Here is a 16,620-nt window from a genome sequence, read left to right as displayed (position 1 = left end):
GAATCAGCGGAATGAACCAAGCCCCGCCCTTCGCCTCTAACGGGGCATTGATTAAGCCTGCGTCAGCGTCAGCTCCCGCCCTTTATCAGGCCACTGCGGAGAGACACCTCGGCGATAGCCATTCTGTGAGCGTTGCCGCAGTCATTGGCTTTGCCATGAGGTAGCCCTGCCCTTCAGCACATCCCCAGGACCGTACGAGGTCATAGGTTTCCTGCGTCTCGATACCTTCCGCAACCACCCGGTAGCCGAGCTGGTGGGCCATCTCGATAACGGATCGCACCAGCGTTTGGTCGCGCTCCGACGTCTCCAGCTCGGCGATGAATGTCCGGTCTACCTTCAGGATCGAGGCCGGGAGCTTCTGAAGGTAGGAGAGATTGCTGTAGCCACTCCCGAAGTCGTCGATCGCAATGGTGATGCCTGCATCGCGCATCGCCTGAAGCTGACGAACGACAAGCGTGCCGTTCCTTGCGACCGCGCTTTCGGTGAACTCCAGCTCCAGCATCGCAGGATCTGCCCCTGCAACCCGGATAAGCTCGAGCATGCGTTCGGCAAAGTCCGGCTCGTCGAGGTTCCGCGCCGAGACGTTGATCGAGACCTTGAGATCGATGCCCTTTGCCCGCCATTCCACGATCTGCGCAAGGGCGGTCCGGGCCACCCATTCCGTCAAAGGCTTCGCGAAGGCCGTCTGCTCGACATCAGGGATGAAGTCGAAGGGCGGGACCGGGCCAAGCTGCGGATGGGTCCAACGCAGAAGGGCCTCGACGCCACTGCACGCTCCGCTAGCGAGATCGACACGAGGCTGGTAGTCGAGGCGGAGCTGGCCTGGTGTCTCCAGTGCCGCCCGAAAGTCATTGAGCAGCATGAAGCTGCGGGCATGACGAAGGTCGTGTCCTGGCGAATAATCGGCGTAGCCGTTTTCGGACAGCGCCGCGTCCTCGACGGCATTCAGCATCCGCCTTAACGCATCGCGGGGGGATAGTTCGTCAAGCTGGAAGAGGCAGGACCCGACAGCCAAGGTCGGCGTCACCGGGATGCCGTCGCATTCAACGGGCGCGCGGAGAAGGTTTGCCAGGGAATGGATCAGGGCGTCAGGGTCGCCCCCGAACTCTGGCGTGACCAAGACTGCCAGCCTCGTGGGACCGACGTGGTAGAGCCGAGACGAATTGCCCAGGTTCTGGCGCAGGCGCGACGCACCGCCGCGAACGAGGGCCTCGGTAAAACTGGAGCCCAGCACCCGCTGTCCCTGATTCGACTGCCTTTGGGACACGAGATCGAACATCAACCCTGTCGCGGTCTCACCCGGATGAAGACGGGCGAGATCCTCAATATCTTCGAACATCTGATGTTGGTTCGGCAGGCCTGTGACTGCGTCGGAACGGCCGATGGTGCTGCTGAGCTCGATCTGGCTCATCACCATGCCTGCAAGATCGCGCAGCACTTGTCGGCCTTCGTCGTCGAGCTCACGCACCTTATCGTCCACGACGCAGAGGGTGCCGAGGCCGTAGCCCTGGCGCGTAAAGAGCGGCGCGCCCGCGTAGAACCGGATGCCCGCCTGAGCAAGCGGACTGCCAATGAACCGCGGATCGGCTTGTAGGTCGGGCACGACGAAGATGCCGTTGTCACCGATCGCGTAGCTGCACGGAGCCTGCTTACGGGGAATCTCTGTGATGTCCACTCCCACCTTCGACTTGAACCACTGGCGGTCGCGATCCGTCAGCGAGATGGTGGAAACGGGCGCGTCGAGCAACTTGCTCGCAAGTCGCGTCAGGCGGTCGAAGCTATCGCTAGGCGACGTGTCCAGAAGGTTGAGATCGCGAAGCGCGTTCAAACGCGCTTCTTCGTTGCGGATCGTGTCCTGGATGTAGGCTGCCATGCTGGTGCGTCCCTTCGAGTCGCTCCCAGATAACCGCAACAAGCTTACGACAACGTCGAAGGGGTTGTAATTCGAGGAACGGCGTCAACGGATTGTTTCGCCGTTCCCTTCAGTTCTCGACCTCTCTTACAACGAACGGCTCACCGACAGGGTGATTCCTGCTTTGTTGACGGCTTCTCTTTCGGGATGACACCGAATGGCGAGCATCAAGGGATCAAGCGTAATGCCGCTACTGGCAGTGCGATCTGCCGGACTGTGATGTCGGAAGGCGTACCGAAACCTGGCTGGTCGACCCCAGTAGTGCCACCGACCGCAACGCTGGGCTACCGGCCCTCCGCTATCGATCCCTCTAAGTCATCTACAGAGCAGTCGCGGACACCCGGAAGCGGTCGTTCGTCCAGATCGGTGGACGACGAGCGTGATGGCGGTCTTTTGCAGGATCCGTTCGATTTGCGGGTCCGACTGTTCCTACCAATCGGTGGCCATGGCTGGGACAACGCCGACCAAATAGTCGATCCAGGCTCTCGTTTTGGCGGCAGGCCGGCGATTGGGGTGGGTGATGACGGCAACCGCGCCCAGGTCCATCAGCGGCACGTCCAGGGTCACCTCGACCAGCGCGCCATTGCGTAGCGCTTCGGCGGCAATGAAGCGCGGACCGTATACGAGACCAAGGCCCGCTGCGGCTGCCCGAACCAGCCCCTCGCCGTTGTTGGCGTGCAGGCTGCCGCGGACCGGAACACGGATCGCGCCGTCCGGCCCAAAGTTCCAGGTGGACGTGCCTACCCCGCTGGCGAAGGTGTAGCCGAGGCAATCATGATTGATTAGCTCGGCCACGACGCGCGGCGTGCCCCGGTCGGCGAGATACTTCGGGGACGCTGAGACGGCGAGGTGCATCGGGGCAAGACGTCGCGCAAGGAGGCTGCTGTCGGCCAGGCGCCCGATCCGGACCGCAACGTCCCAGCGCTCCTCCAGAAGGTCGACGTAACGGTCGCTGAAGCCGAACTCGACCGTTACGCGAGGATGACGCTTCCTGAACTCGGGGACGAGGCCGGCCAAGTGCATGACGCCGAAGGTCGCGGGCGCCGCCACCCGCAGCAGGCCCTCGATCGACACGGAACGGGCCGACGCCTCCGCGTCGGCTTCCCGAAGGTCCGCGAGTAAGCGCTCGGCGCGGTCGAGGTAATCCGCCCCCGCTTCGGTGAGCGACAGGCGCCGCGTGGTCCGGTTCACGAGCGTGGTGCCCAACCGCGCTTCCAGGTCGGCGAGATGGCGCGCCGCCATGGCCGGCGACATGCCCATGCTGCGCGCGGCCGCCGACAGGCCGCCCAGCCGCAGCGCCGTGACGAACACCTCGATTCCGGTCAGTCGATCCGCCATGATCTCCCAATCTCAGTTGAAGGTGATTGCTACGGATAAAGCATTATCAACTTCAGGCGGAATGGATAGCTTCTACATGCAACAAGGAGCGACCGCCATGAACCGTCCCACCTCCACCGAGTACGGTGCCGCGCTTCTGCGCGTCGCTCTCGGCTTTCTGTTTCTTGCCCATCTCGGACTGAAACTGTTCGTCTTCACGCCCGCCGGCACGGCAGGCTTCTTTGGCTCGATCGGGCTGCCACCCGCACTGGCCTACGTGGTCATGGTTGCCGAGGCCCTTGGCGGGTTGGCGTTGATCCTCGGGATCCACACCAGGGTCGTGGCGCTCGCACTCGTCCCTCTGATCCTCGGCACCATCGTGACCGTGCACGGCGCCAACGGCTTCTTCTTCAGCAACCCGAACGGGGGTTGGGAGTATCCGGCTTTCTGGGCCCTCGCGCTGGTGGTGCAGGCGCTGATCGGTGACGGCGCCCATGCACTGCGCCCCTCGGGCAGGGCCTCCGTCGTCGCGACCCCCTCGATCCGCTGATCGAACCCACGTCCGATCCTCCCCACGAACCGATCCGATCCACCAAGCTGACAAGGCGCACTGTCATGTCCACCATCGCAACCGTCGTGGGCGCGAACACGCTCGGACTTCCCGCGGCCACCGCCGTGCCTTCGGGCATTACCTCCGCCGATGCCCCGGTCCGCATTGCCAGCGTGACGCTGAACGTGCGCGATCTCGACCGCGTCAGCCGCTTCTACCAGGACGTGGTCGGCCTGCGTCCCGTGGAACTGCTCGCCGGCCGCCACAAGCTGGGCGTGGCGGGCCGGACCCTACTAGAACTGCGCCGCGACCCAGAGGCAAGCCCTGCCGACCGTCGCGATGCCGGCCTGTTCCACACCGCATTCCTGTTGCCGAACCGCGCGGCTCTCGCCGGCTGGCTCCGGCACGCTTCCGAGATCCAAGCCCCCCTCGAGGGAGCGTCGGACCACCTTGTGAGCGAGGCAGTCTACCTGTCCGACCCGGAGGGCAACGGCATCGAGGTCTACCGCGACAGGCCCAGCGAGGAGTGGACGCTCGATGCAGCCGGGTTCGTCGAGATGGCGACGAAGAGGCTCGACGTGGCCAGCCTCATGGCCGAGGCAGACGGAGCCGCTTTCCAAGGGATGCCGGAGGGCACGATCGTCGGCCACGTGCACCTTCAGGTCGGCGACCTGGCCAAGGCCGAGGCGTTCTACGCCGGCATGCTCGGCTTCGACGTCGCCTGTCACTATCCCGGCGCCACATTCCTGGGGTCAGGCGGCTACCACCATCACATCGGCACCAACGTCTGGAACAGCCGGGGCGCAGGCGTGCGGCCCGGCCGGACCACGGGGCTCTCCGAAGTCCATCTCCTCGCCGAGCCGCAAGCTCTCTCCGCCGTCCGCGAGCGCGGGCAGCCCGGTTCCTTGGACACGTCGAATCCGCGCCTGGAGGTCGTCGACCCCTGGGGGACCCGTCTCGTCATTACGGCGGCTTGAGCAACCTCAGGCTCAACCCGGCCCCCCAAAGTGCAAGGAGAACGCGGATGAAACTTATCGTCTCCCTCGCTACCGCCGCGGTGCTGTCGACCGTCGCGGTCGCGACCGCGGCCAGCTCCGGCATGTCGCCAAGCAGCCGGGCTTACTGAGCCGCAAGTCACCACCGGACGCCGACCGAAGCTGGGCGACCATCGTGCACTAACACTCGGTCGACGACGCCCAAGCCTCGATGAACAGCTTCGCGAATGCGACCGCGGCCGGCGAGTTCATGCCGCTGATCGAGCCCGACACGATGGTGATGACGCGCTACGGCGGCTGATCGCTCGTCCCCTTCGCCAGTTTCCTCGCCAACGCCAACCACAACAGGAAGGACTGTCCCATGACCATCGCCGTCACAGGTGCCAACGGCCAACTTGGCCGCCTCGTCGTCGAGAGCCTGAAGGCCAAGACCTCAGCCGGCGAGATCGTCGCACTCGTCCGCTCGCCCGAGAAGGCAGCCGACCTCGGCCTCGAGACCCGCGCCTTCGACTATGCTCGGCCAGTAACGCTGGGAGCCGCGCTGTCGGGCGTCGACACGCTCGTCCTGATCTCATCGAGCGAGATCGGGCAGCGTGCTGTGCAGCACCACAACGTAATCGAGGCCGCCAAGGCAGCCGGGGTCGGTCGCATCGTCTACACGAGCCTCCTTCATGCCGACACGTCGTCGCTTGACCTTGCGGCCGAGCATGTCGAAACCGAGCGCGACCTTGCCGCCTCCGGCCTGCCGGTGACCGTGCTCCGCAACGGCTGGTACACCGAGAACTATATGGGCTCGGTGCCCGGTGCCCTTCAGGGTGGGGCCTTGATCGGCAGTGCGGGTGACGCCCGCGTGTCGTCGGCGGCCCGCGCCGACTACGCCGAGGCGGCTGCCGTCGCCGCCACGCAGGACGGCCACGCCGGCAAGGCCTACGAGCTGGCCGGCGACACGGCCTGGACGCTGCCCGAACTCGCGGCCGAGATCTCCCGCCAGAGCGGCCGCGACATTCCCTACAAGAACTTGCCGCAGGCCGATTACGCCGCCGCCCTCAAGGGCTTCGGCCTGCCAGACTTCTTTGCCGAGGCGGTCGCCGGGTGGGACGTAGCCGCCTCGCGGGGCGCGCTGTTCGACGACGGACGTCAGTTGTCGAAGCTCATCGGCCGCCCGACCACCCCGCTCGCCACCTCCGTGAAGGCGGCGATTGGCTGACGCAACTCCAGCGGTACCGGGCCCGGTCTTGACCGGACCCGGTACCATCCACAGCGAGCGGAAAAGGGAGACGAGCGAAGGCTACTTGGTAGCCGGCGCAACGGCTCATGTGGGCGGACGGATCGGCCACCTCCTGTCGGACCGAGGCGCGTCGGTCCGCCGCCTGGTGCGGACCCCGGCGAAGGCATCGGTGAGCGCATCGCCGCTGAAACGGGCGGGCCTCTACGGCAGCGTCATCGACGCGGCGGCGCCGGCTAGACGGCAGCTTTGGTTTAACACTGACGCAAAGCTGACAGACCGCTAACCACCCCTATCGGACCGTCTCGACCCGCAACCCTTCGACCTTCACCTTCCCCCACGCCTTGTCGGCCGTCAGGACCGGGATGCCGAGCTGGATGGCGAGCGCCATGCAGGAGCGATCGCCCAGGCCACTGCCATGCTCCTTCGTCGCCTCGACGAGGGCGGCCGCCGCGAACGCGGCCGCGCGGTCGTGATCGTGGATCTCCAGGCGCAGGTCCGAGACGATCTCCTCAATGACCGCTAGCGCGAGGCCACGCGTAAGCAGGCCCTTGACCAGCTCTTGAAGGTTCACCGCCGACATGGCGGCTTGACCGACGAAGGGGGCGACCTTCTCGGCACCAGCCTCGTCGCGCAAAAGCGCGATCACGGCCGAGGTGTCGAAGACGATGCGCGCGCTCAACGTTCCGCACCCTCGTCCTGGCGACGCTCCTCCAGGAAGGCGTCCGTATCGGCGTCGTTGGTGGCGTGCTCGCGGTAGAGCCCTTGCAGGCGCGTCACCACATGCTTGATCGGCGACAGGCGCACCTCGTCGCCCTCCACGGTTACGATCACGCGCGCCTCCCCGGACAGACCCATCGCCTTGCGCACGGCGAGCGGTAGGACCATTCGTCCGTTCGCACTGACGCGAACATCGGTCACGGTGTCGACTGCGGACATGAAGGAACCTCGGTGCCTATGATCGGAATGGCATTTACCCGTTGATGGCACGAACGGCATGAAATCACAAAGCTGGAAGGGTACTGTCGTCTCATATGTCACAATGCGATCAAGGACGCACCGTTGATGCGCTAGATCGGTATACCGCTACGGGGCAGTAGGATGGAACGCTGCCAACCGTACCGTAGCGGTCGGTTCTGGGTTCTGGTACAAGTCGACCGTCCGAGCCACCCTTTTGGTACGAAATCGACCCGCCTATGCCCCGTTTCGGCTACGCCCGTGTGTCCTCCACCGACCAGGACCTCACCATCCAGCTCGAGAAGCTGACCGCCGCCGGCTGCCAGGTGGTCCGCTCCGAAAAACTGTCCGGCAAGTCGGCCGACGATCGACCGGAGCTTGCGACCGTCATGCAGTTCCTGCGCGAAGGCGACGAGCTGGTGGTGGTGCGCCTTGACCGTCTTGGCCGTTCGACGCGCGACGTCCTGAACCTCGTCCACGAGCTCGACCAGCGCGGCGCGTCCTTGCGCATCCTCGATCCCGAACTCACCACAGGGGGCGATGTCGGGCGCATCGTCGTGACAGTGCTTGGCATGGTGGCCGAGATGGAGCGCAAGTTCATTCTGGAGCGCCAGCGCGCTGGGATCGAGGCGGCCAAGGTGCGCGGCATCTATGCAGGGGTCGGCCGCGTGAAGTCGGTGCCCGACGAGGAGATCCGGCGCCGCCATGCGCAAGGGGAGGGGCCGACACAAATCGCCAAGGCGCTCGGTATCGGGAGGACTAGCGTCTACCGGGCCATCAGCCAGGCGGTGAAGCTTGAGCTCGACCCGGACGTGCCTGATTGCGAGGCATGATCGAAGGGGCCGCGCGACGGCAACGCGAACTCTTGGCAGCTATCGACCCATGGAAGACCACTCGCTTGGCGAATGATAAGAGCAAAAGCGGTCGCAAGTCGTCAGATAGGTAGTGTGCCGGCATGAACGATTTCGTCGCCTATCCGTCACGCTGGAAGACCGCGCTTCTTGCAGTCGCAAGCTTCGGGTTCGTTCTGATCGGCCTAGCGATGGTAGGTGCCTTCGGTCAGATGCCGGGGTCCGAACGCGACGATCCCCTCTATCTGACGATCGTAGGGTGGTCGGGTGTGCTGCTTTTCGGGCTATTCGGTTCTGTATGGGTTGCACGTCTTTTCGGGAACACCGAGCACCTGCGGATCGGACCAAAAGGTGTTCGCTACCCCGAGTGGTGCGATCAGACGATCCCTTGGGTCGAGATCGATGATGTCAGACCCTTCTCCGCACGCGGAAATATGTTCCTGATCCTGCACCTACGCGACCGGGGTCGGTTTCCCGGACGCTTCCCGGCAAGCCTTTTTGCGGGTCTCAACAGGATGATCACCCGCGGCGATGTCTCGATATCGTTGACTGGGACCAACCGCAGCTTCGACGAAGCGCTCTCTGCGGTCGAACACTTCCGGTCCTTGAGCGTCCTAGCGGGGGCGGACAAGGCTTAGATGTCGGACGTCATGTCCGCTTCTGCTCTCCCAAGCTCGAAAGCTGCCTGGCAGCTAACCACCCGGTCGCGCCGTTTAGCGCTGGGAAAGCAGACGCTGAAAAACGGTCCAGCCGCTAACGACCCTTCTGAAACGTTCGCAGACCGGACGTTCATTCCCGAAAGAGGACATTGGCGGACCCGCGAGGAAGCTTTATTCCTTCCCGATGAACACCGTTCTCGTGCCGATCCTGACTGGTCTGATTTCGGATTGGGCTTCATTCCACAAAGTCTTCGACGATGCTTTGGGGTTCCCGTCTTTCTACGGCGCGAACATGGACGCCTGGATCGATTGCATGTCATGCGTGGATCAGCCGAGCGCAGGGATGCTGACCAAGGCAGTCCAGCCCGGCGAGCTTCTGGCCCTCCGGATCGACGACGCGGAGGACTTCGCATTTCGGTGTCCCGAACAGTTCAAGGCGTTGCTGGACGGAATCGCTTTCGTGAACCATCGACGGGTCGCGGCTGGAGAGCAGCCCGTTCTCGCCCTGATGATCTCCGGTTACTTCGCGTAGGCTAAGCCACCGCTTTCGACCCATCTAGGACGCCCAACCCTGTTTGAGCGGTGCCCGGAGCCGGACATTCCTCGAACGCCACTGCGGCCTGCGTTACAAGCGGCGTAGCTCTGATTTCATGCATGCTAGGCTTGGCGGCACCCATTGCAGGGCGCGTCGGCTCGAACAAATGCGGGATCGCGTCCATGGACTTCATGAACCTCCTCAAGTCGGTCGAGGCCCTGCTCTACGAGCTGGTCTCCTGGCTCGTGTTCTACCCGATCACGCTGTGGCGCTGCATCCGTCGCCCCCTTGCGATGTTCGACTACGCCCAGCGCGAGCTGACCGGACCGCCGGAGAACCAGTTCGCCGACGCGCTCAGCCCGCCGATCTTCCTGTTCCTGTCGATTGCGTTGGCCCACATGATCGACATCGGCCTGACCCCCAACCAGGACACGCCCATCGGCCTGCTCGCCGACACGCGCAACCTTCTGGTGTTCCGCGCGACAGCCTTTAGCCTGCTTCCCATGATCCTGGCGGTGCAGGCGGTGCGCCAGAAGAACCAACCGCTGACGCGCGCAACGCTCCGGCCCGCCTTCTACGGCCACTGCTTCCTGGCCGCGCCCTTCGTGCTGTCGGTCGATCTGGCCCTCACCACAGGGCATCTGGCGACCGAGGCGACCTATTGGGTCGGCACTCTGATCTTCCTGGCAGGACTGATCTGGTACCAGACAACGCTGACGGGATGGTTCGTCACCCACAGGGGCGTTGGGCGCGTTCGTGCCTTCGCTCGCGCCGCCCTTCACATCCTGCTCGGCACGATCGCGATGTTCCTCCTGATCCTTCTCGCGGTCGCGCCGCAGGTCATCGCGGCGTGGAAGGAGATCCCATGACGGGTACGCGGCGCGTCCTCATCGCCGTTGGTGTCCTCGCCCTTTGGCTGGCCGTCACGCTACTCGGCGACTGGCGCCCCCATAGGCCCCATGCGGTCGAAGAGAGCCTGCACACCGGTTTTGCCTGGTGGATCTGCCTGGCCGCTCTGTTGGCCTACGGCACGGTGCGCCTGGCCGGTTGGCGAGATGTCTCGTTCCACGCGCCCGATCCAAGCTCGACGCTGCGCGTCCTGGCACTCCCGTCCGTCTATCTCGTTGTCTTCCTGGTTGCCGCAATCGCCACCGGTCTTCCACCGCCCGCCACCGTCGCTCGGTTGGCGTGCAACATGCTGCTGGTCGGGTTCTCGGAGGAGGTGATGTTCCGCGGCATCCTCTTCCAAGCGTTCCGGGCCAGCCTGTCGCCATGGCGAGCCGTACTGGCCACAAGCGTCCTGTTCGGAGGCGCGCATCTTCTGAACAGCGTGATCACGGGCGATCTCGAAGTCGCCGCCGTGCAGGCCGTAGCTGCTTCTCTCAGCGGCGTGTTCTTCCTGGCGCTCGCCGTGCGCACGAAGTCGCTATGGCCCGCCATCCTGTTCCATGCGGCCTGGGACTTCACGCTCACGCTCAGTACCCCGAACGTCGCCGATCCCATCGCCGACGATGGCGGTCCGATCGGCGGCTTGACGCTTCTCCTGTCCGGCACGCTTCTGGTGCTGCCGCTGGCCCTCTACGGGGCCTTCATCCTGCACCGATGTTTCCGAGATCGCCCGCGAGACGCATCGGTGTCCGTCAGTTGATGCCGACGGACAGGGTATAGGAAACGCGCTTGTTCTCGGAGGCGTCCGCCCCCATCAGGTAGACCCGCACCCGGTAGTCGCCGGACGTCGGAAGCGTGACGCCACCGTCGTTGCCCGACTGGGAGGAGTTGTAGATCGCCTCGCCGTCGCTGCCGGGTGGCAGGATGTTGAAGTAGGCCGTGCCTTTCGTCGACAGCGAAACGTAGATCCGCTGGCCACCCCGCGCGCTGAGGACGTAGTCGCGGTACTGGTCACCGCGAACGGCACTTTCGGCATGGGCGTTGTCGTTGCCCGCCTGGAAGCGCATGCGCTCCTGCGATTGCGCCAGGGCAGGGAAGCTGGTCGACAGCGCGGCGAGGACGGCAATAAGGCCCAGTATCCGTTTCATGGTGGTTCCCCGGCATGTGTCACGCGCTGGACAGGAACGACACTTTGCGATCAACTCTCACGCGTCAAGTCGGGAGTGTGGTTGATGCGTAGGGTTGTGGTCGTTGCTCTTTTCGCCGCCTTGTCCGGTTGCAGTGCATCAGACGACCAGGCGCCGATCGTCGGCCCGAGCGGTCAGAGCGTGAACCGGACCAAGTGCAGCGACTCCTCGGACCAGTGCTTCCGTTCAGCGAACGCCGCCTGTGGTGGGTCGTACCAGGTGGTTGACAGCTCCAGCAACGCCGGCGGCGTCCTGGACGACACCGTTCCCGGTCCCACGACGTGGTACCGAATGTCATATGTGTGCGGCCCCTCCGACGGTCGAATGCCGGACTTTCCGTTCCGGGGTCAGCAGTATAAGGCGCCGACCACCACGACCTGCCGGGAAGGCCGCCACAACTCCGTGACGTGCGATACCTACTGACGGTTGGCTTCGTCGCGGTCGCGAGTTCGAGGGCGCGGTTTAACTCGCCGTGAGCACGAAGACATGACGTCGAAAAGTTCGGCAATAACGCGCAGCTCTTCAGGAATGCCCCATAAGCGAAGACTGCCGTCATCGCCGCAGAGCACGCACAGAGCTCCCGTCAGAAGCCGACGGATGCCTTCGTGTCATGCCGGCCCAAGGCTTCAATCGATCGCTGCTCCGCTGTCACTCTTGCTCTCGGCAAGCCGTCGGACGGATAGAACGCAACCATCGCTGCTTCCGCCATGGACCGCATGGCCATACCCCATAAGTTGTAGGCCCGGACCTCAATGGACTTCCGACCAAGCTCGACGACGCCCTAATGGCGAGGATCGACCGCTATGATGCCGTAGAGCGACGACCGTGTCGTGTGGTCCCTCCAAGATCTGGCAAACTCGTGTGCCGTCGAGCGCCAGCATGCCGGTGATGCCGGACGCGCGATTGCGCTCGGTCGATACGCGCACGATGTCGGTCACGGCCTGAGCGGTTACGCCGGGCGCGATGCTGGACGAGTAAACGAGCCGTACCAAAGCGTCGTCGGCGGTGTTCATTATCACAGCTTCCTACGCTGATGATCATGACCGCGCTGGGGCCACCCAACGTGTCCTGCAGCCCATGTACCGGAGACGCGAGGATCGCAACGCGGCCGCGCCATACCGAAGCGTCGCAACAAGATTGGTCATCCGCCAGTCGGCGCGCTAGCGTCGCCGGGCGCCACTATGGCGTCTGTTCGACGTATGATGGTCAGATCACAAATATCTATCGCGAGTTTCAAACATGCGAAATTCCGACTAGCTGGGCTTGAGCGGTATGGTCGATCCGGGCGCCGACGCCCATGCCGGTCGATCCCACGCCGATGCCTTGGAAGAAGCGCAGCAGCAGCACGGGATCGAACTGGCCGTGCCATTGCGACATGCGGGCCAGCGCCGTCTCGCTCGACCAGGCATCCTTGTAGGGCCGGATCGAGGTCACCGCGTCGAAGACGTCACAGATCGACAGGATGCGCACGGGCATTGAGATGGCCTCTCCCGACAACCCTGCCGGATAGCCCCGGCCATCGATCCGCTCGTGGTGGTGCAGGCACATCTCGCGCACGACCTCCGGCAGGTCGGCCTCGTCGCGCAGGAGATCGTAGCCCGCCTGGGGATGGGTTTGCATCAGGGCCATCTCGTCGTCGGACAGCTTGCCCGGCTTGCCCAAAAGCGCGCTCGGGATCGCGACCTTGCCGATGTCGTGCAGAAGCCCGGCCAGTCCGAGGTTGCGGACCAGGCTCGCATCAAGACCGAGGTGGCGCCCAAAGTGCGTGACCAGCGCGCACACGGCCACCGAATGCCGGTAGCTGTACTCGTCCTTGGTTTTGAGCCGCGTCACCGTCAGAAGCGCCCGCGGGCGCTCACGCACCGCCGCCTCCAGGTCCGACACCACGTCCCGGGTGACCGCCAGATCCAGCCCCCGTCCGGAGCTCACGCCCTCGAACAGGCTTCGCAACTCGCGGGTCGTCTCGTGCAGGATGGCGGCCGCTCGGCGCAGCTCGCGCGTCTCGGCGGACGCCAGCCGCGGCCGGGCGATCGGCGTCGGGACGGCAACGCGTCGGCTGCCGCCCTCGTCGGTCACCGCAACGGCGCCCGAGGGACCGAGCCCCTTCGCCAGATCGATCAACAGGCTGCGCACGGGGCTCCGTTGCAGGCGTGCGACGTCGCCCTTGCTGGCCAGCGTGAAGCTGCGCGTCCAGAACGGGTTGTCCAGCCAGCTGCCGTCGAGCGCATGGACGAACATGCCGACCCGGGCCTCACCGATGGCGATGCGCAGAAGCGTCGAGGGTTCCATGCCTCTTATGCCGCCTTCGAGAGAAGCGACCGCACCGCGTCGGCCGATCGAGGCTCGGCGTTCAGGAACGCTACCACCTTAGCGTTCCGGTCCAACCGCAGGGTGAGAATGTCGCGGACCGACGCCTCCCCTTCGGCCACATCGTGGTCCAGACCGATCAGGGCTTCGAGGCGAGCGATCTCGGCGACGCTGGCATGACCGATCCGCTCCAGATCGCTGCGCGTCCTCGGGTCGATCGCGACATGGTCCACCGGCCACCCCTCACGCCCTCCGGTCAGCTCCTCGCCGACGACCTGCCCCTCCACGACGACCCGCACGCCCATCTGGCGAAGCGTGCCGAGATCGGCGCGGATGCGCTCCAGGTCGAGGCGACCGAAGCCCTTGGCGACGCGCAGCTCGAGCCGCGAGGCGGCAAGCCCCGCCTCGCGCAGCGCCAGCGCCACCGCGCTCGGCAGATCGCCGCTGACGAGCTGGACCGAGGAGACCGGCACGCTGACGGTGATCAGCGGCCACTGCACGGCCGCCTTGGCCGCGGCGCGCAGTGCCCAGTCGCCGAGAGGCACGACGAGACCGCTCGTCTCGGCCAAGAGCATGAAGGCGGGCGCGGTCAGGCGACCGCGCTCGGGATGGCTCCACTCGATCTGCGCCTCCACCGCGTCGAGGACGCGCTCCTCGGCCGTGAAGCGGGGGCGGAAGAAGAGTTCGAACTGCTCGGCCTTGATGCCGAACTGCATCTCGTGGGCGAGGTGGCGATTGGCCTCGGCCTCCTCGCCGGGAGCCGCGTCCGAGAAGAACGAGTGCGTGCCGCGATGACCCCCCTTGGAGCGGTAGAGCGCGACGTCGGCATGGCGCAGGAGCTCGTCGGCATCCAGCGAGTCGCTAGGTGCCTGCGCGATGCCGATCGACAGCCCGACCGTCAGGCTCGTCTTCTCGTGGCGGATCGGGTCGCTCACCACCGCGATCAGCCGCTCGGCGAGCTCGGCCGCCGCCTCGCGCGTGAGGCCCGGCGCCACCACCACGAACTCGTCGCCCCCGACGCGTGCCGCCAGCTGGTCGCTCGCCAGCGCCAGTCGCAGGCGCGCCGCGATCTCGCGCAGGACATGGTCGCCGACATGGTGGCCGAATGTGTCGTTGATCGGCTTGAAGTGGTCGAGGTCGAGGTAGAGGACCGACAGCGTCCCGTCGGGGTCGCCCAGAGCCTCCTGCATGAAGCGCGACAGACCCAGCCGGTTCGGCAGACCCGTGAGACGGTCCTGGAGCACCTCGCGCTGCGCCTTGGTGAGGTTCTCAGCGAGCATGACGTCGGCGGTGATGTCGGTCGCGATCTTGACGACCTTGAAGGCCTGCCCGTTCAGGTCGAGGATCGGGTTGTAGGAGGCCTGGATCCAGACCTCCTGCCCGTCCTTGGCGGTACGCCGGAACTTCGAGGACAGGAACACGCCACCGCGCAGACTGTCCCAGAACTGGCGGTACTGGTCGCTCTCCGCGAATGTCGGCTCGACGAACATGCGATGATGGCGGCCGACGACCTCGCCGTGGGTGTAGCCCATGGTGGCAAGGAAGTTGTCGTTGGCGTCCAGGATCGTGCCGTCCATCGCGAAGGTGACGACGCACTGCGACTTGTCGATCGCCGCGATCTGCCCTTCGTAGTCCGACTGGCGCAGCTTCTCGGCGGTGATGTCGGTGGCGTTCTTCACGACCTTGAAGGGCCGCCCGTTCATGTCGAAGATCGGGTTGTAGCTCGCCTGGATCCACACCTCGCGCCCATCACGGCAGACGCGCTTGAACTCGCCGCTTTTGTGGATGCCGGCGGCGAGATCGCGCCAGAAGGCGGTATACGCCTCGCCGTCCCGCTCGGCCTCCGGCACGAACATGCCGTGGTGCTGGCCGCGCACCTGCGACAAGCGATAGCCGGTAAGCGCAAGGAAGTTGTCGTTAGCGTCTTGGATCGTGCCGTCGAGGGCGAAGGCGACCACGGCCTGCGACTTGTGCATGGCCGCGATCTGGCCCTGGTGGTCGGCCTGGCGCAGCTTCTCGCGCGTGATGACGGTCGCGTACTTCACGACCTTGAACGGCTTGCCGTCCTGGTCGAGCACGGGGCTGTAGATGGCCTGAAGCCAGATCTCGCGACCGTCCCGGCCGATGCGCCGGAACTCGCCGTTCCGATGCCGCCCGTCCGCCAGATCGCTCCAGAACACCTCGTACTCGAGCGAATGAGCATGGGACGGGTCCACGAACATGCGATGGTGCCGCCCCTCGATCTCGTCGAAGCGGTACCCGACGGCTTCGAGAAAGTTCTGGTTGGCGTAGTTGATCGTGCCGTCCAGGTTGAAGGCCGCCACGCATTGCGACTTGTGGATCGCGGCGATCTGCCCCTCGTGGTCGGCTTGGCGCAGCTTCTCGGCGGTCACGTCGGTCGCGTACTTCACGACCTTGAAGGGCTTGCCGGCGGCGTCGAGGATCGGGTTGTAGGTGGCGCGCAGCCAGACGGGGCGCCCGTCGCGCCCCAGGCGCCGGTACTCGCCCGATCCGTGCTGCCCGGCGCCAAGGCGCGTCCAGAACGTCTCGTAGTCCTTAGCTGCCGCCTCGAGGGGATCGACGAACATGCGGTGGTGGCGCCCGACGATCTCGTTCAGGGCGTAGCCCGTCGCCCGGAGGAACAGCGCATTGGCATCCAGGATCGTGCCGTCGAGCGAGAAGTGGATGACGGCCTGCGAGGTGTTGATGGCCGCGATCTGCCCGCCCTCGTCGGCCGCCCGCGTCTTGGCCGCCGTGATGTCGCGCAGGAACACGACGATCTCTCGCAACGATCCTTCGCCGTCGCGCATCGGCACGTAGCTCGCCTCGGCCCAGAAGGGCGTGCCGTCGCGCTTGGCGCGCCGAACCTCGCCGGCATAGGGCAAGCCGTCCTGGAAGGCCGCTCGCACGCCCTCCTCGCCGCTTCCGTCGTCGTCGTGCGGCAGAAGGATCGAGCGGCTGCGCCCCGCCAGGTCCCAGGCCCGGTAGTCGAACATCTCCAGGAACAGGGCGTTGGTGCGCAGGATCACGCCGTCGGGCGAGAGCGCGACGCGCGCGACCACCTGGTCCAGCGCCTCGACGTCCGTCGGCGTCCCGTTGTTGTCGGTGATCTGCTGGAGCACGACACTAACCTTTCAAGGGAGCTGCAGACTGGGGAAGCGTGCCTCGGACGGGTAGCGATGTATGTGACGCTGCCCTGCACGGGTCGATAGCGTGCGCATGCATTGGTGGATTAAG

16 protein-coding genes are annotated in these 16,620 nt (G+C 65.3%); 8 read left to right on the top strand and 8 right to left on the bottom strand.

What is annotated here, in order from left to right; all coding sequences use genetic code 11:
- Nucleotides 1-85: 85 nt before the first annotated feature.
- Together BLQ76_RS20485 and BLQ76_RS20480 are read right to left on the bottom strand one after the other, a co-directional pair.
- Nucleotides 86-1,873, bottom strand: a complete 1,788-nt coding sequence (locus tag BLQ76_RS20485) for a sensor domain-containing phosphodiesterase (protein ID WP_090677026.1) — start codon at nucleotides 1,871-1,873, stop codon at nucleotides 86-88.
- A 468-nt stretch (nucleotides 1,874-2,341) separates the two neighbouring features.
- Nucleotides 2,342-3,250, bottom strand: a complete 909-nt coding sequence (locus BLQ76_RS20480; RefSeq protein ID WP_090677024.1) for a LysR family transcriptional regulator — start codon at nucleotides 3,248-3,250, stop codon at nucleotides 2,342-2,344.
- Between the two features lie 97 nt (nucleotides 3,251-3,347).
- Here BLQ76_RS20480 and BLQ76_RS20475 point away from each other — a divergent pair, with 97 nt between their 5' ends.
- The 3 genes from BLQ76_RS20475 (at nucleotide 3,348) to BLQ76_RS20465 (ending at nucleotide 5,981) form a co-directional block, all read left to right on the top strand.
- Nucleotides 3,348-3,779 carry a DoxX family protein gene (locus BLQ76_RS20475; RefSeq protein ID WP_090677079.1) on the top strand — a complete coding sequence of 144 codons (432 nt, stop codon included), beginning with the start codon at nucleotides 3,348-3,350 and terminating at the stop codon, nucleotides 3,777-3,779.
- 65 nt (nucleotides 3,780-3,844) lie between these two features.
- Entirely contained in the window at nucleotides 3,845-4,756 is a 912-nt protein-coding gene (locus BLQ76_RS20470) for a VOC family protein (protein WP_090677023.1), read from the top strand.
- Between the two features lie 379 nt (nucleotides 4,757-5,135).
- On the top strand, nucleotides 5,136-5,981 hold the full coding sequence (locus BLQ76_RS20465) for an SDR family oxidoreductase (protein ID WP_090677022.1): 846 nt from the start codon (nucleotides 5,136-5,138) through the stop codon (nucleotides 5,979-5,981).
- A 310-nt stretch (nucleotides 5,982-6,291) separates the two neighbouring features.
- Here BLQ76_RS20465 and BLQ76_RS20460 read toward each other — a convergent pair whose 3' ends face one another.
- Nucleotides 6,292-6,681 (bottom strand): type II toxin-antitoxin system VapC family toxin, encoded by a 390-nt coding sequence (locus tag BLQ76_RS20460; protein ID WP_170842695.1) that lies wholly within the window; start codon nucleotides 6,679-6,681, stop codon nucleotides 6,292-6,294.
- On the bottom strand, nucleotides 6,678-6,938 hold the full coding sequence (locus BLQ76_RS20455; RefSeq protein ID WP_090677020.1) for an AbrB/MazE/SpoVT family DNA-binding domain-containing protein: 261 nt from the start codon (nucleotides 6,936-6,938) through the stop codon (nucleotides 6,678-6,680). Before BLQ76_RS20455 ends, BLQ76_RS20460 begins: the two co-directional genes overlap by 4 nt.
- Before the next feature lie 257 nt (nucleotides 6,939-7,195).
- Between BLQ76_RS20455 and BLQ76_RS20450 the strand changes: the two genes are divergently transcribed.
- The 5 genes from BLQ76_RS20450 to BLQ76_RS20430 all read left to right on the top strand — a co-directional run bounded on the left by BLQ76_RS20450 (nucleotide 7,196) and on the right by BLQ76_RS20430 (nucleotide 10,649).
- On the top strand, nucleotides 7,196-7,789 hold the full coding sequence (locus BLQ76_RS20450; RefSeq protein WP_090677019.1) for a recombinase family protein: 594 nt from the start codon (nucleotides 7,196-7,198) through the stop codon (nucleotides 7,787-7,789).
- 122 nt (nucleotides 7,790-7,911) lie between these two features.
- On the top strand, nucleotides 7,912-8,445 hold the full coding sequence (locus BLQ76_RS20445) for an STM3941 family protein (protein ID WP_090677017.1): 534 nt from the start codon (nucleotides 7,912-7,914) through the stop codon (nucleotides 8,443-8,445).
- Nucleotides 8,446-8,650: 205 nt separating this feature from the next.
- Nucleotides 8,651-8,998, top strand: coding sequence for a barstar family protein (locus BLQ76_RS20440; protein ID WP_090677016.1), 348 nt, complete (start codon nucleotides 8,651-8,653; stop codon nucleotides 8,996-8,998).
- A 185-nt stretch (nucleotides 8,999-9,183) separates the two neighbouring features.
- Nucleotides 9,184-9,870: a permease gene (locus BLQ76_RS20435; protein ID WP_210184201.1), complete on the top strand. Its 687-nt coding sequence runs from the start codon at nucleotides 9,184-9,186 to the stop codon at nucleotides 9,868-9,870.
- On the top strand, nucleotides 9,867-10,649 hold the full coding sequence (locus BLQ76_RS20430; RefSeq protein WP_170842694.1) for a CPBP family intramembrane glutamic endopeptidase: 783 nt from the start codon (nucleotides 9,867-9,869) through the stop codon (nucleotides 10,647-10,649). Before BLQ76_RS20435 ends, BLQ76_RS20430 begins: the two co-directional genes overlap by 4 nt.
- Here the strand turns inward: BLQ76_RS20430 and BLQ76_RS20425 are convergent.
- The 4 genes from BLQ76_RS20425 to BLQ76_RS20405 all read right to left on the bottom strand — a co-directional run bounded on the left by BLQ76_RS20425 (nucleotide 10,642) and on the right by BLQ76_RS20405 (nucleotide 16,505).
- The gene (locus BLQ76_RS20425; RefSeq protein WP_090677013.1) at nucleotides 10,642-11,037 is read right to left on the bottom strand and encodes a hypothetical protein; all 396 of its coding nucleotides are present in this window, start codon (nucleotides 11,035-11,037) and stop codon (nucleotides 10,642-10,644) included. The genes BLQ76_RS20430 and BLQ76_RS20425 overlap by 8 nt on opposite strands.
- A gap of 788 nt (nucleotides 11,038-11,825) precedes the next feature.
- Nucleotides 11,826-12,089, bottom strand: coding sequence for a BLUF domain-containing protein (locus tag BLQ76_RS20415; protein WP_090677011.1), 264 nt, complete (start codon nucleotides 12,087-12,089; stop codon nucleotides 11,826-11,828).
- Between the two features lie 220 nt (nucleotides 12,090-12,309).
- Nucleotides 12,310-13,365, bottom strand: a complete 1,056-nt coding sequence (locus BLQ76_RS20410) for an HD-GYP domain-containing protein (RefSeq protein ID WP_090677009.1) — start codon at nucleotides 13,363-13,365, stop codon at nucleotides 12,310-12,312.
- Between the two features lie 5 nt (nucleotides 13,366-13,370).
- Nucleotides 13,371-16,505, bottom strand: a complete 3,135-nt coding sequence (locus tag BLQ76_RS20405; RefSeq protein ID WP_090677008.1) for a sensor domain-containing protein — start codon at nucleotides 16,503-16,505, stop codon at nucleotides 13,371-13,373.
- Nucleotides 16,506-16,620 lie beyond the last annotated feature (115 nt).

Origin of the sequence: Aureimonas jatrophae (genome assembly GCF_900104035.1) — a bacterium.
GTDB lineage: Bacteria > Pseudomonadota > Alphaproteobacteria > Rhizobiales > Rhizobiaceae > Aureimonas > Aureimonas jatrophae.
The sequence above is the reverse complement of the archived record's forward strand: the minus strand, read 5'-3'. Positions and strand labels throughout refer to the sequence as shown.

Bases quoted from the DNA above. Each gene is read 5' to 3' on its own strand.
- BLQ76_RS20485 (WP_090677026.1), bottom strand. From the start codon at position 1,873: ATGGCAGCCTACATCCAGGACACGATCCGCAACGAAGAAGCGCGTTTG.
- BLQ76_RS20480 (WP_090677024.1), bottom strand. From the start codon at position 3,250: ATGGCGGATCGACTGACCGGAATCGAGGTGTTCGTCACGGCGCTGCGG.
- BLQ76_RS20475 (WP_090677079.1), top strand. From the start codon at position 3,348: ATGAACCGTCCCACCTCCACCGAGTACGGTGCCGCGCTTCTGCGCGTC.
- BLQ76_RS20470 (WP_090677023.1), top strand. From the start codon at position 3,845: ATGTCCACCATCGCAACCGTCGTGGGCGCGAACACGCTCGGACTTCCC.
- BLQ76_RS20465 (WP_090677022.1), top strand. From the start codon at position 5,136: ATGACCATCGCCGTCACAGGTGCCAACGGCCAACTTGGCCGCCTCGTC.
- BLQ76_RS20455 (WP_090677020.1), bottom strand. From the start codon at position 6,938: ATGTCCGCAGTCGACACCGTGACCGATGTTCGCGTCAGTGCGAACGGA.
- BLQ76_RS20450 (WP_090677019.1), top strand. From the start codon at position 7,196: ATGCCCCGTTTCGGCTACGCCCGTGTGTCCTCCACCGACCAGGACCTC.
- BLQ76_RS20445 (WP_090677017.1), top strand. From the start codon at position 7,912: ATGAACGATTTCGTCGCCTATCCGTCACGCTGGAAGACCGCGCTTCTT.
- BLQ76_RS20440 (WP_090677016.1), top strand. From the start codon at position 8,651: ATGAACACCGTTCTCGTGCCGATCCTGACTGGTCTGATTTCGGATTGG.
- BLQ76_RS20435 (WP_210184201.1), top strand. From the start codon at position 9,184: ATGGACTTCATGAACCTCCTCAAGTCGGTCGAGGCCCTGCTCTACGAG.
- BLQ76_RS20430 (WP_170842694.1), top strand. From the start codon at position 9,867: ATGACGGGTACGCGGCGCGTCCTCATCGCCGTTGGTGTCCTCGCCCTT.
- BLQ76_RS20425 (WP_090677013.1), bottom strand. From the start codon at position 11,037: ATGAAACGGATACTGGGCCTTATTGCCGTCCTCGCCGCGCTGTCGACC.
- BLQ76_RS20415 (WP_090677011.1), bottom strand. From the start codon at position 12,089: ATGAACACCGCCGACGACGCTTTGGTACGGCTCGTTTACTCGTCCAGC.
- BLQ76_RS20410 (WP_090677009.1), bottom strand. From the start codon at position 13,365: ATGGAACCCTCGACGCTTCTGCGCATCGCCATCGGTGAGGCCCGGGTC.